This is a genomic window from Gardnerella sp. DNF00753, assembly GCF_049244275.1.
GTDB classification, from domain to species: Bacteria; Actinomycetota; Actinomycetes; order Actinomycetales; family Bifidobacteriaceae; genus Bifidobacterium; species Bifidobacterium greenwoodii.
Window position 1 is genome coordinate 809,721 of record NZ_CP058393.1, and the last position, 14,657, is coordinate 824,377.

A 14,657-nucleotide genomic window follows, 5' to 3' on the forward strand; every position below is an offset into this window, starting at 1 on the left:
AAAGGAGGTGCCTGTATGCCATATTTCAATATCGTGGCAGCTACAAGTGAAAATACAGTTGTTACTGAATACGAGCCTGTGAAGGCACGTTCTAACAGCTATCAGTCAGAAGCTGAACTGGAAAAAGAGTTTATTCGTATGCTCACGGAACAGGGATACGAATATCTTCAGATACACGCAGAAAAAGATTTGCTTGCCAACCTTCGTACTCAGCTGGAGAAACTGAATAGTTACCATTTCTCTGAAACGGAATGGGATAGATTTTTCAAAGATTCCATTGCAAATCAGAATGAAGGAATCGTTGAAAAAACTAGAAAAATTCAAGAGGATAATGTTCAAGTATTAAAGAGAGATGATGGCAGTACTAAAAACATCACCCTTATTGATAAGAAAAATATTCACAACAACTTCCTACAGGTTATCAATCAGTACGTTATTGGAGAGTCTGACGGTGCAAAGCAAGACAATCGCTATGATGTTACGATCCTTGTGAATGGTTTGCCACTTGTTCATGTAGAACTTAAACGCCGAGGTGTGGCTATTCGTGAGGCGTTTAATCAGATTAACCGTTATCAGCGTGATTCGTTTTGGGCGGGAAGTGGTCTGTTTGAATATGTGCAGATTTTTGTTATCTCAAATGGAACTAACACAAAGTACTATTCAAATTCCACTCGCTTCAATGCCATTAAGGATGTTAATGCTGCACAGGGTACAAAGAAAGGCAAAACAAGCAATAGCTTTGAATTTACATCCTTCTGGGCGGATGCAAACAATCGTGTTATCTCGGATTTGATTGACTTTACAAGAACATTCTTTGCCAAGCATACGATTCTTAATATAATCACCAAGTATTGCATTTTCACTTCTGAAAATATGCTTATGGTAATGCGTCCATATCAGATTACGGCAACGGAGCGTATTCTGAATCGTATTGAAATAGCTAATAACTATAAAAAATATGGTGATGTTGCAGGTGGTGGTTACATCTGGCATACAACAGGTTCGGGTAAGACCCTTACATCATTCAAAACTGCAAGACAGGCGTCACTTCTTCCTTACATAGATAAGGTTCTCTTTGTAGTTGACCGTAAGGATTTGGACTACCAGACAATGAAGGAATATGATCGTTTTGAAAAAGGTGCAGCTAACAGCAATACTTCTACTGCCATTCTTAAAAAGCAGTTGGAAGACACTAATGCTCACATTATAATCACGACTATTCAGAAACTTGCAACATTTATCAAGAAAAATAAAGAACATGAAGTATACAACAAGCACGTTGTAATCATTTTTGATGAATGTCATAGAAGTCAGTTTGGTGATATGCACGCAGCTATTGTAAAAAGCTTTAAGAAATATCACTTATTCGGTTTCACAGGAACACCAATCTTTCCTGCAAATACAGCAAGCTCCCGTAATACGCAGTTCTTTACTACAGAGCAGACTTTTGGCGACCAGTTGCATACATATACTATTGTTGACGCTATTAACGATAAGAATGTTCTCCCGTTCAGAGTCGACTATGTTAAGACAATGGATATGGATGAAGATATCGATGACGAACAGGTATGGGATATTGCTCGCGAAAAGGCAATGATGGCTCCTGAGCGTATCAAGCTTGTGACGGAATATATTCTTAACAACTTTGATAGAAAAACATATCGTGGTGATAAAACATATATTTACAATACCCTTACCAATATTTCAGAAGTTGCATCCGGCAAGAATAGTGCTGTAGAAGAAATCAAGCAGAAACAACGAGTAAGTGGATTTAACTCAATCTTTGCTGTTGCATCTGTTCCAATGGCAAAATTATATTATCAGGAATTCAAAAAACAGATGGAGGCTGACCCTACAAAGAAACTCCGTATTGCTACAATTTTTAGCTATGGTGCAAATGAAGCTGAATATGACGAAGGCTCAAGCGGTATTCTTGATGAGGAAAATTCAGAAGATACATCAGCGCTTGACCAGTCATCAAGAGATTTTCTTGAAATGGCAATCAAAGATTATAACGAGATGTTCCATACGAACTACTCTACAGACAGTGACAAATTCCAGAACTATTATAAAGACGTTTCTCTTCGCATGAAGAACAAGGAACTTGATTTGCTCATCGTTGTAAATATGTTCTTAACAGGTTTTGATGCAACTACATTAAATACACTGTGGGTAGATAAGAATTTGAAGATGCACGGACTCATTCAGGCATTTTCAAGAACGAACCGAATTCTTAATTCCATTAAGACTTTCGGTAATATTGTATGCTTTAGAAACCTTCAGAAACGAGTAGACGCTGCTATTTCACTTTTTGGTGATAAGAATGCAGGTGGTATTGTTCTGATGAAAGGTTTCAAAGATTACTACTATGGTTATGAAGGAATTGATGGAAAGCAGTATCCAGGATATATGGATATGATGGATGACTTAACATCAAAATTCCCACTTTCAGAGCCACAGATTATAGGCGAGCAGAATCAGAAGGGCTTTATCTCCCTATTTGGTGCGATTCTACGCATGAGAAACCTTTTATCTGCATTTGATGAATTCGCTGGCAAAGAGATAATAACTGAGCGTGATTTACAAGATTACCTTGGTAGATATCAAGACTTGCGTGATGAATGGAATGAAAAGCGCAAGAAAGGTGAAAGCACCGATATTATTGATGATATTGTCTTTGAAGTTGAGCTTATTAAGCAGATTGAAATCAATATCGATTATATCCTTATGCTTGTTAAGAAATATCACGATAGTCACTGTGAAGATAAGGAAGTCCTTGCAACAATCAGGAAAGCTATTGATGCCAGCCCTGAACTTCGTAGCAAGAAGGCTCTTATTGAAACCTTTATTGCAGGAATTAATGATGTTGAAGACGTTATGACAGAATGGCATTATTATGTAGCTGAAAAGCGTGAAGAAGAACTTGTTCAGATTATTAAAGATGAAAAGCTGAAAGAACCTGAAACAAGAAAATTCATCGAGAACGCATTCCGTGATGGTGAGATCAAAACAACAGGTACGGATATAGATAGACTTATGCCTCCTATATCTCGTTTCGGCGGTGGCGACAGAACTACTAAGAAGCAAGGTGTCATTGATAAGCTGAAATCATTCTTTGAGAAGTTCTTTGGTGTTGGTGGCTCATTTACCACTAATGAACCGAATGCTGTGAATTAAGCTGATGTTGTTTAAAATAAGTCATCGCTGATGGTAGCTGAAGATGCAGCAAACTATTATTAGCTCACATACTTTTTGGTATGTGAGCTAATTAGACACAAGAAAACGACCATACAGGAGTATTCCTACTCTTGTATGGTCGTTTCTTCTTTTGTACCGCTTAAAGGTTATCAGTTAAACTCAATTTCCATAAATCCCTAACTGAACGCTTCATTGGCAAAGTACTTACAAACTAAATTTGCTAGATTCCTTCATTCGATGGCTAAAATAAGCCAAGATGCTACAAGAAGAACTTATCGCTTTGTGCCAGTTCCTGATTTAAGTAAAGATTCACCAATTAATTGGAACTTGTCTTTAAATGAAATTGATGAGCAGCTTTTCAACTTTTATGGTTTAAATGAAGAAGAAAAACAGCATATTCGTAACTCTATAAAAGATATGGAATAGCATGAGGCGTGTGATGGAAAATAAAAGCAAACTAATTTTTCTCCATGTTTTAAATACTGTTTTTAGTGTTCGCAGTACAAAAGCGTGTAACGCTAATATGTTAGATATTTTTTTGAAATAGAACTAGCCAGATTAGCTTTTAATAATAACTCATACGCGTGTGCACTATCTCTATAAATTAGATTTAACATACGAACAAGGTTGTGGAATATGCAATATTTGGTAGCATGAATCATAGGAGTCTTCCTGCGTTGAAAGTCGGCTTCACGCCGTCGGTGACTTACTCACCTTAGGTGTTGTGTGGGCTCCTTTATTTTGGCCTATAACCCAAGAGTTCCAAACAATCGAGGTGTCCGGGACTCACTATCCACTATAGTCTTTCCCGAATACGCGGGTGTGATCCCCCTCCATAAAAGAATTATGGGCTTACGAAGCAAATGAATTAAAAAAAAATATACTTAGAATGAAAATTGCGAGGGGATCCCTCGACTAACAATCTGACGTAAACGGCAGCTGCGAGGCCCTCGCGTTACGTTGATTATAGCGTTATTTTTTATAATATACAATGTACCAAAGGGTTCAATAAATACTATTGTTCAAAAACGTTTATCTAGAAAAGATACGAAGCTAAATCGCGTAGTTATCTACTTATTTATTTAGCTACTTCGTGTTTATCTATTTGGCTCTACTTATAATCTGATACCTGTGTTTAATTAGCACAGATTTGAGTTGAGAAAGATATGCGAGCACTGCAGGAGAAAGATTCGTGCGCTCATTCTTAATCCACCCACCAAACCGGGCACTTGTATCACAACCGCATCGGTAAAATTGGTATGGAAATTGGTATGGAATATAATTATATGAATACCATTATTCGCAAGCTGTTCGATAAGAATTTCAAGTATGCGCGTAAAATTCTTACTTTAGAATCAAGAGAGGTTTACATCTTTGTCATTAACAATGCCGACCGTTTGAAGCACATCGTGCGCGAAGCGATGGCTACGGAGTTGGCGCAGTTTCAGTTGGATATAAAGACGGTATCTAAAGTGCAGTTCCGTATTCCACAGAGTTGTCTGTTTGTCTATTACGGAATGGCGAAAACACAGGTGGAAATGAAAAATAACGTGTATAGCGGCTATCTTTCCTCTGCCGAGGTTTGTTCTTCTTCGGAGTGCAAGTTTTGAAAAATACTGCGAACACGATGACAGTGTGGATTGGGTATATAAGAACGGCGACAAGGGCAACGAATACCTTTTCACCGTTTACGCCGATAACTCCGAAAAGCAGAAGAATTTCTATCCCGACTACATTATTTCCGTTCGCGGTAAGATTTGGATTATCGAAACCAAGGGCGGTTTTGACCGTTCTGGCAACAGCCAGGATGTTGATATTTTCACGCCGAAGAAGTTTAAGGTGCTGAAAGATTATCTTGAACGCTATGAGCTGAACGGCGGCATCGTTCACTACGATGAAAAGAGCGAGGAATTGTGTATCTGTATGGATACCTATTCCGAGGATATTAAAAGTGATAGTCGGAAACTGCTCAGTGAGGTTTTAGATTAAAGCAAAAACTCCCTATATTCGTTTTAACAGCGGTTATTGGGAGCATACAGAACTTTTCTGAGTCAAAGACTAACTATGCCGTAATGTGGGTGTATAATATTGATATTACACTTATTATAGAATACATTGGTATAATGAGCAGATAAAGATATAGTGGAGATTGACAGAGAACAAATTCATGCTGTTTCATATTGTTATTTTAGGCACAGGCGCAACAATGGTTGTAATTCAAAATGGAGATAAAAGGAACGATATCGTTCAATAATATCTTTAGCATATTTCTAAAAGTACTATAGCTAAATGGGATTAGTATGAGAATTGAAGAACTCCGAATAGAAAACTATAAAATTTTCAAGACCATAAATATTTTATTTAACGATAATGTCAATATTTTTGTTGGAGAAAACGACTCGGGAAAAACGACAATTCTTGAAGCGTTGTCTATGGTTCTTACAGGAAAGATCAACGGGGGATCTATTCTCTCTCGGTTAACTCCAGATTGGTTTAATAACGAAATTCGAACCCAATATATTAACGATGTTAAAAACTCTGACAAACCTCAACCGCCGCTAATTTCTGTCGAAGCATATTTTAATGGATTAACTGAGCAAGATGAAAAAATCAAAAATTATAGAGGTGCTAACAATTCTCGACGGGAAGACCGCATTGGGGTTAAACTGGAAATCAAGTTCAATGAAGAATATAGCGGAACATATAAACAGTTATTATTTGAAAAGAAAGTTGAAGATATTCCTATTGAACTATATAAAGTAGATTTTAGAACTTTTGCCACTCCAGATTATTATATAAATACCACTGCAAAAAAGGTCGCCTATATTGATGCAACCAAAAAGGATTATGGCGTGGTTTTGAACAAATTTGTAGCATCAAGCATAAATGAATATTTGAGCGAAGAAGAACGTACCAATTTGAGATTGGCATATAGAAGTAATAGACATAATTTTACAGATAGCGACGCTGTAAAAAACCTAAACACGAAATTGCAAGCTAAACATTATTTCCGCGATAAGCGAATCACGTTAAATCTCCGTGAAAATGATATCGACGGTTGGAAAAGTGAAATGTCATTATCATTGAATAGCATACCGCTAGATAATGCTGGATTCGGAACTCAGAATATGATTAAAACTGAGATGTTTATGCAGCAAAATATTGATGTTGACATTTTGATTATTGAAGAACCGGAAAACAACCTGTCTTATACAAATATGTCTATTTTAATATCTCGTTTATCCGAAAATACAAACAAGCAGATATTTATATCAACACATAGCAGTTTCGTGGCTAATAAAATGGGCTTGCAAAATATACATTTGGTGGGTGACGGCAACACAAAGCCGTTTAAAGAATTATCAAAGGATACATATAATTATTTCATAAAGCTCCCTGGCTTTAATACATTGAGAGTTTTATTGGCAAACAAAATAATACTTGTCGAGGGCTCTGCTGACGAACTTATCATACAACGGGCATATATAGATAATTACGGGAAGTTACCTATTGAAGATGGTATTGACGTTATGTCTGTTGGTGGAGTGGCTTTTAAAAGGTATTGCGAGTTAGCAAAGCTAATTAACAAAAATATCGTTATTGTTACCGACAATGATGGTAACCCATCAAGAGTTAGGGAGAATTATAGAGTTTTTGCTGATAACGTTGATTTGTGTATAGAAGATGATAAGAACTTAAATACTCTGGAGCCAACGGTATTAAATGCAAATAAAGATAACTTTGAAGCTTTTCGTGGCATCATATACCGCAAAACCGATATCAAAACTATAGATTACGGAGCTTTGAATAAGTTTATGGAAAAAAACAAGGCTGAATGGAGTATGAGGGTATTTCTCAGTGACAAAAAAATCAACTACCCAAAATATATTCTTAAGGCGATTGGAATTACCGACGATGAACAATGATGTGACTTTTGCAGCAGCAGGAAGTGGAAAAACATATAGTATATGCTCTAAAGCGATTAAACTCGCTAAAGAAACTAAAAAAACAATTCTTCTTGTTACGTATACTAACGAAGGAGTTCATTCGTTAGAAACTGAATATAAAAAACAAAATTTTGGTATTGTTGATTCCAATGTAAAAATTACTACGTGGTATTCCTTAGTTTTGTCCGACTTTATAAAACCATATCAGTGTTTGTTAAGCTTGAAATATAAAAATTTCAAAAAGGAAATTCCTTATGATATTCCAGAGAATTTCATAAAATCAATAGCTTTTTATCAAAACGAGGACACGACAAAATACCTCAATAAAGGTCATATGCAATACTTTATAAACGGTGCGCATGATATTCAAAAAAACAAGGTGAGCGAACTTGCATATAAATGCAATATCGATTCATCAGGAAAAGTGATAAAGCGATTAGAAGAAATATATTTTCACATATTTTTTGATGAATTACAGGATTATGCGGGTTGGGATTTAGAATTGATATCGCTTCTTTTTTCTTCTACAATTTCAACTACATGCGTTGGTGATTATAAGCAGGCAACATTTCGAACAAACAACTCCCTCAAAAACAAACAATTTAGGGACGATAAAATTAAGGATTTCTTCGAGTTACAGCAAAAGAAAGGCCTTTGTTCTATAACATATAGTAAGATTACGCGACGTTTTAATCAAGAAATTTGCAATTATATCAACACAATTCATTGCGACGAAAATAATCAAGTTTGTCAATGTCGTGAGATGGAATTTTCGGATGAGAATGCAGGCGTTTATGTAATGGAACCAAAATATTTGAGTGATTACTGCAATTATTATCACCCTACTATATTGCGGTATAATCGTGATTCCAAAATTCCTTTTCCACATAATTGTCAAGTTCTGAACTATGGAAATTCGAAGGGATTAACTTTGGATAGGGTAGTTATTATACCTGTAGGTACGGTGTTACCATTTATCCAAAAGGGAACAAGAATAACATCACCTCAAACAAAATCGAAATTTTATGTTGCTTGTACAAGGGCTCGGCATAGTGTTGTATTCGCTATAGAAAATTTTACAGAAACGGATTGTTTTAAGTGTAGTGTAATTCGATATGATGGCAAAGAACTCCCTGCGTGGAAATATGTAAAATAATATCAACAACATAACTAAACTGAAAAGAGTGTAACAACAGCGATATAAGGCTGAAATACTTACATCGCTGTTGCTTTTAGCTTTTATGAGGAAATGGAGAGATATGAAATCGGTGCATCATATGCCGAATTTTTGGATAATCCTCCTTCGTGGGTGTTTATTTTTTGTACCGGAAAAAGGGGTACATATTAAGTACATTAGGCTTATCTTAATTATTTTTTACTCTATTCATCATTTTATCTTACATAAATATTAATTTTTATGCAAGATAAAATGATTCAGTATGCGTGTTTTTATATAGATGCTTCATTGTATTTAAATATGTTCGAATTAAGTCTTTTAAGCATTGTCTGTAGATCAGCTCCAAGCTGCTTGCCAATCCACAATCTAATAATATTTATAGAGCAAATATTAATTCTATACATTTTCTCATAATCTTTTGGAGTTTTTTCCATATTTTTGTTAGCATCAGCATGTTTATTTTTCCTATAAATATCATTCATGTCTTTTACCCAATCAAAATCTTTGCTATCTATTGGAAAATATTTGCCTAGTTCTTCTTTTATAGTGTCTAATGCACAAGAAAAATATTTCAATTCCTCAATTGTTTCTCCCTTTCTCTTTTTCATCCTATCTTCACGACCTGTAGTTTTTATTATTTCCCATCCAATATCTTCTAACGCAACGCCTAAGATTATATTCACAGATTCAACTGAAAGATTATTTTGTTCTTTTGCTATGTGCGATATTATTCCCATTGCTCTTCCATATCTTTGCAATAATTCAAACCATTTTTCTATTCCACAAGTATTAATATCGTCAAAATCGAACAAGAATTGTTTATTGTGCTTTTCATAAATGTTTTGTGTGCCAGCATTTAAATGATGAAGAACAGTGAACCATTTTACTGTTGAATCATTGCAAGTATTATTGTTTTCCACACCTACTTTCATTTTTGAGAATTCGCATCGCTCTAATTTAGATATAGAGATAAGATTTAAAATCCAATTATGAATTGAAATATGATTTTCCCAATTCAATTGTGTTTCACTATGAGTCTCAATAAATGCTTCTTCCTCAAAACTAACAATACTGCTATTTTTTGATAATTTTCTTACATGCTGATTAATAGCAAGCGACAGACTGATGGATGATTTATTGCTTTCATTTTGCATTGGATTTATTTTGCATAGCTCTTTGCTGCTAGATTTTTTAATATAAATTTTTATACTTTCTCCATCATCAGAAAGATTACTAACGCTAATTCCTCCCGATGTGAACCATTCATATAGATTTGAACAACTAGTTCGCAAATTAGTTATTTTTTCGAATTGTATTTTACTTGAACCAACGATTATGTAGTCGCATGTAATTGTTCCAATTCCAATTTGACAATTTTTCTTAGTAAGTAATTTTTCATCTCTACACCCGACTAGCGTATATGCATTTCTTGGAGATAAAACTTGCAAAATATGAGGAGGTGCAGACAGTATATTCATTATTTCATTCCCTGCATCAGATTTTATATGTGTAACTCTTCCACCTAAAATTTGACCACTAAGTTCTTTAAATAATACAGACAGTTCAAATTTCAGTCCGTTATCATGTAACATAACTACAGTTTCAGAAGAATCATTATTCTCTGTCTTCAAAAAACCAAGAACTGGTTTAGTTAAATCAAGTCTTTTATCTTCCATATCTCTTAATCTCCAACTAACTTGTTGCTTTTAATAAGAATAATTTAATATACAAATGTAAACAACCGCAATTTATTGTTTGCAATTTTATCACTACAAACCAATACAGCAATCGATAATTTCGCTTGAAAATATCGTGCACTCGCGCGTCTCAAAACTGTTTCTTTAACGCAACAATTTTGATACACTTGCGCACCAACTCTATGAATTAGATTTACTATACAAAGTCAAAGTTGTAAATAAAGCAATATTTGGTAGCATGAGTTATAGGAGTCTTCCTGCGTTGAAAGTCGGCTTCATGCCGTCGGTTGATTTACTCACCTTAGGCGTTGCGTAGGCTCCTTTACTTTTGCAATTTACCCTTTTGGAGTATATACCATATATCTCGATTCCATAGAATGTTTTGACTCAAAATCAATCTAGAAAGATTCTATAAACACTGTTAAAAACTCAGTCAAGTATCTGAGAAAGTAACACTTGCGCTCGCAAATGCTCCAATACCATACGCATAACAAACCTCCAACCAACACGCGCAAACACCACCAAACGACACGCCAAAATAGGCGAGGGCTTGCATTTAAGAATATTTCGGGTATAGTAGTTACTCGTGCTTCGGCGCTGACATTGGTCAGTAAAGTTGCATTGCGGACATAGCTTAGTTGGTAAAGCGCAACCTTGCCAAGGTTGAGACCGCGGGTTCGAGTCCCGTTGTCCGCTCTAGGTCCGATGAGTTATTCGACCTTACGGTGGGTTAGCCAAGCGGTTAGGCAGCGGCCTGCAAAGCCGTATAGATGAGTTCGACTCTCGTACCCACCTCGATTAAGCTTCATGCTTAATAAACAACCTGGGCGGTTGGCGCAGTGGTAGCGCACTTCCCTGACACGGAAGGGGTCACAAGTTCGAACCTTGTATCGCCCACTCGAAAGGATTGCCTTTCACGCATAATTAAAAAAAATTTTGGGTGATTGGCGCAGCGGCTAGCGCACTTCCTTCACACGGAAGGGGTCATAGGTTCGATTCCTATATCACCCACAATAGGTACGCAGTGTAAAAGCACTGCGTTTTTTGTTTTTGTTACTCGATTTTTGGCCAATAACCCTTATAACCCCTATAACCCCTATACCGCTATAACCCAGATTTCGCCGCTTGACCCTACTTTCCTCCAATTACCAACGCTTACCCAACCACAAACCTTGCGACATTCCATATTTGCATTTAATTAAATAATTAACTAAAATATCATTTTGTTTTGCGGACATAGCTTAGTTGGTAAAGCGCAACCTTGCCAAGGTTGAGACCGCGGGTTCGAGTCCCGTTGTCCGCTCCACTTTTTTAGTATTTTGTTTAAGAAATCGTGTTTCCATAATTGCTACTAGCATCGATTTTGAAAGAATGGGAATTTATGGCTGACGACGTACAATCTACCAATCAGACGACTTCTAACGAAGATAGTATGTCTACAATGGTAGATGCCATCAATTCCTTATGGTTAGAAGGCAAAGTTACTTCTATTCCAAACTTTGCAAAGCATAATATTTTCAGCGATTTTCCAAATCTTCCTTCTAATACCCAGGTTGGATGGTTTAGAATTCCTGGAAAATCCTTCTGCATTTCGATTGGATTAGTTAAAAATGATGGAAAGCTTTTTCGTCAACTTGCTATTGCAGATTCAGAAGGTAGAGTTTACACGGGTGACAAAGTAACTCTTGAAGATACGTTTGAACGTCTTCCACAACTTTCTTTTATTGAGCAATCTTCTTTTACTTTACGAAATACAACTCGTTTTTATGGAAGTTTAAAAGTACCTAAATCGAATAATATTTCAAAAAAATTCCGCAATATTTTGCAAAGTTTAAAAAACTTGCCAAGCCTGTGCTTAAAAAATAAAAACGCAGCCAACTTAGCCAACAAAAGCGCAGCAATTGCCAACAACAACAATATTTCTATAGTAAATGGCGATATTGTTATGCAAGTTTCTTTAGAAGACGGTTTACATCAGGTTGCTTCATGGCTTTGCTACACAATTGGAAAGCATAAAAGGTATACGCTTGAAAGCACGCGCGTAAAATTACCTGATTCTTTGCGCTGCAATCTTACTTACGAGAATGCTATTGCAACAACATTTTTCGCAACATTTTTCATACCAGATTTAAATCAAAACTTAATAGGTTTTGGATATTCGCACGTTCTAAGAAGATTGCATACTGAAGCACCTCTTGGAGCAATAAGAAGAAGCTCTGCAGATATTGCGCACGCAAGAAAAGTTGGATTGCAAGTTTCCGGTTTAGAAAGCTACTATGAGCGCGTTATGAAAGAGGTTGGAGCATTAGATCCAACTAGAAGCTTAGAAGCCGTTCATGGCGCAGAAAGACTACATTTTAGACAAGCTCAACAAACTTCTGCACATTACTTAATTTGGGACGATTCCTTAGATCCTTCAGCAGCACTAAAAGTTTTAAGAATTGAAGGAGCGCTAAATCGTTTACAAGCCATATACAAGTTCTTGCAAGCTAATTCTTTGCAGGGCGGAAAGAATTTTGAAGGAAACGTTAGCTTCGAGCGCATTGCTGCTATAGATAACGCTATGATTGAAAACCCTGCTTTTAATGCTTGTGAATCTTTTGATACGCCAAGTTTAGCAAATCCTTTACAAGACGATAGTATTCGTCCTTTGCTTCACTTATGGAATAAGGCTAGAAAATATCAGCAGTCTGCAACATTTTTGAAGCAGAATGATGCGGGAGAGTGGCTTTACCGTCAATCTCTTTCTAAGCTTATTAGAAGCTTATACATGCCGTTTAGATTTGACGCAGATTTTCGCTCTAATCTAAACGATGGCAATGTGGCGATTGCGTTCACTTCTACAGGATCGTCGCTAATGCCTACAAGCAAATACGATACTTTAGAGCATAAGTGGCATAAGCTAAGCAATGTTGAAAAGTCGCGTATGGCAACCTATTACAATCTGCGATTCGGCATTATGCTTGCAACGCTCGCCTTTGGTGCAAGCGAAAAAATACAGCATGTTTCAATTAGGCTTGATTCTATTGGTTTAGAAGAGATGGTTGCAGCACAAGATAATGCAATTAGTACGCTACTAAACCGCACTATTCAAGCATTAGACAATATGAATGTAAATAATGCTCCTTCAAAGGGTGATCCAAAAGACGGTGACGTTCATGGAGACCCTTCACAAATCCAGGATTTGCAACACTTACCACTTGCAGAAGTTGTTGAAGGTGCGCAATCTTTAATTGATTCTAAGCCAGAATCTAAGTCAGATTCCAGCTCAAATCCTTTAGCTGCTTTTAGCGAGCCTCCAGAAATACGTACGCTAATGACAGTAACGTTTGAACGCGAAAAATTTATTAAACATATTCGTGCGCACGGTTTGCAAAATCCAATAGAAATATATAAGCAATCTAATGCAACAATGAGCATGCACGAAGACTACACTTTAGGCTCAGTAGAAGCATCATTCGATATGCACGACACTTGCTTCGCGCCTAGAGGAGCGCAAGAAGAGCCTGAATTTTCCGACACAATATTTAGCGAAGAACAAGAAGAAATACTTGGAACATCACACGCACAAGGCTTATCAATTCAAAGAGAAGACCTTTTGCAGCAAGCTGTTACAGACTTCCACCATATTGCATCTCAGCCAATTCAAACAACAGCAGAAAAAGCTAGAGAAGCAATGAATATTATTGAGCAAATTGCAGATCCTGAGCTTAGTGAAAAAGCAGACAGTGTAACAAGAGCTCTTATTGACGAAACAGACATACCTGAACTTTCATTCAAAGCTTCGCAAAACATACGAAACATGCGTATTCGAGTCCAAGAGCAGCTTATGGAAGGCGATATTAGCACTGCAATAGAAGAATACGAGAAAAATATTGCTAAATTCGACTCAATGTTTTCCGTAGAAAATGTTGTTCCACGCTACTTTAACTCATATGCGGAAAGAGTTGTGTACAATCACATATTTGCAACACAAGAAGAGCATACACTACTTATTCCAGACGGATTGTTCTACGCGCACATGGAGTTAGCAGACTTACTTTCGCAATTAAATAAGCATGAGGCTGCATTAAAGCACTTAAACATGATGGTTGCGTACGCTCCAACATACGCACTATCTCACTTAAAGCTTGCGGCAGAATTATCTCAAAAAGAAGACTGGCCATCTGTTATAGCAGCATGCTTAAACGCTTTGAGAGTATCTTTCGACAAAGATGATGCAGCATTCGCATACTATCGACTAGCGTACGCTGCATGGATGCAAGACAGGTTTGCACTCGCTGCAAGCGCGTATCGCATGTCTGATTATTTAGCCCCAGGAAGAATAGAACCATTGCAAATGGAACTAGAAGAACTGCTATCTAGAATGCGCTCGCAGTGTTATAAAGCTCCGGCTAATATGGACGATGTGAAGCAGAATTTTATGAATGACGATATTCCTGTTTGGCCAAATATTGAAGCCAGCCATATTATTGGTAAAGCTGCAAAACTTACGGTTGATGAAGGAATGTTTGTTATTGCAAGAACTTTGTGCGTTGCTAATATTCGCATGACTTCAAACGAAGATTTGGAAGGTGCTGTGCAATCTCAATTCTTGCGTTCACTAAATGCTTAAAATGCTAAATAGAGTAGTGGGTT

The 14,657-nt window shown here is 36.6% G+C and carries 8 protein-coding genes, 5 tRNA genes and 1 pseudogene; 12 read left to right on the forward strand and 2 right to left on the reverse strand.

Annotated features, from left to right (window positions below; genetic code table 11):
* The first annotated feature begins 15 nt into the window (after window positions 1–15).
* Both HXT33_RS03440 and HXT33_RS03445 read left to right on the forward strand, forming a co-directional pair.
* The gene (locus HXT33_RS03440) at window positions 16–3,177 is read left to right on the forward strand and encodes a type I restriction endonuclease subunit R (RefSeq protein WP_421786514.1); all 3,162 of its coding nucleotides are present in this window, start codon (window positions 16–18) and stop codon (window positions 3,175–3,177) included.
* 258 nt (window positions 3,178–3,435) lie between these two features.
* On the forward strand, window positions 3,436–3,624 hold the full coding sequence (locus HXT33_RS03445; protein WP_421786516.1) for a hypothetical protein: 189 nt from the start codon (window positions 3,436–3,438) through the stop codon (window positions 3,622–3,624).
* Window positions 3,625–4,299: 675 nt separating this feature from the next.
* On the opposite strand, the pseudogene HXT33_RS03450 reads toward HXT33_RS03445, so the two are convergent.
* Window positions 4,300–4,413, reverse strand: a pseudogene (locus tag HXT33_RS03450) (LysR family transcriptional regulator); the annotation flags it as partial.
* Window positions 4,414–4,484: 71 nt separating this feature from the next.
* Here HXT33_RS03450 and HXT33_RS03455 point away from each other — a divergent pair.
* The 4 genes from HXT33_RS03455 (at window position 4,485) to HXT33_RS03470 (ending at window position 8,301) form a co-directional block, all read left to right on the forward strand.
* Window positions 4,485–4,808 (forward strand): hypothetical protein, encoded by a 324-nt coding sequence (locus tag HXT33_RS03455; protein ID WP_421786518.1) that lies wholly within the window; start codon window positions 4,485–4,487, stop codon window positions 4,806–4,808.
* A gap of 25 nt (window positions 4,809–4,833) precedes the next feature.
* Window positions 4,834–5,187, forward strand: coding sequence for a hypothetical protein (locus HXT33_RS03460; RefSeq protein WP_421786520.1), 354 nt, complete (start codon window positions 4,834–4,836; stop codon window positions 5,185–5,187).
* 311 nt (window positions 5,188–5,498) lie between these two features.
* Entirely contained in the window at window positions 5,499–7,124 is a 1,626-nt protein-coding gene (locus HXT33_RS03465; RefSeq protein WP_421786522.1) for an ATP-dependent nuclease, read from the forward strand.
* Window positions 7,114–8,301, forward strand: coding sequence for a UvrD-helicase domain-containing protein (locus tag HXT33_RS03470; RefSeq protein WP_421786524.1), 1,188 nt, complete (start codon window positions 7,114–7,116; stop codon window positions 8,299–8,301). Before HXT33_RS03465 ends, HXT33_RS03470 begins: the two co-directional genes overlap by 11 nt.
* Window positions 8,302–8,594: 293 nt before the next feature.
* Here the strand turns inward: HXT33_RS03470 and HXT33_RS03475 are convergent, their stop codons facing one another.
* Complete coding sequence (locus HXT33_RS03475; protein ID WP_421786526.1) at window positions 8,595–9,998, reverse strand: hypothetical protein; 1,404 nt, start codon at window positions 9,996–9,998, stop codon at window positions 8,595–8,597.
* 644 nt (window positions 9,999–10,642) lie between these two features.
* Here HXT33_RS03475 and HXT33_RS03480 point away from each other — a divergent pair.
* From HXT33_RS03480 to HXT33_RS03505, 6 genes are all read left to right on the forward strand, one after another.
* Window positions 10,643–10,715 (forward strand) — tRNA-Gly (locus HXT33_RS03480).
* 28 nt (window positions 10,716–10,743) lie between these two features.
* Window positions 10,744–10,814, forward strand: a tRNA-Cys gene (locus tag HXT33_RS03485).
* A 30-nt stretch (window positions 10,815–10,844) separates the two neighbouring features.
* A tRNA-Val gene (locus HXT33_RS03490) sits at window positions 10,845–10,916 on the forward strand.
* 41 nt (window positions 10,917–10,957) lie between these two features.
* A tRNA-Val gene (locus HXT33_RS03495) sits at window positions 10,958–11,030 on the forward strand.
* Window positions 11,031–11,249: 219 nt separating this feature from the next.
* Window positions 11,250–11,325, forward strand: a tRNA-Gly gene (locus tag HXT33_RS03500).
* A 75-nt stretch (window positions 11,326–11,400) separates the two neighbouring features.
* On the forward strand, window positions 11,401–14,634 hold the full coding sequence (locus HXT33_RS03505; RefSeq protein ID WP_421786528.1) for a tetratricopeptide repeat protein: 3,234 nt from the start codon (window positions 11,401–11,403) through the stop codon (window positions 14,632–14,634).
* Window positions 14,635–14,657: the final 23 nt, after the last annotated feature.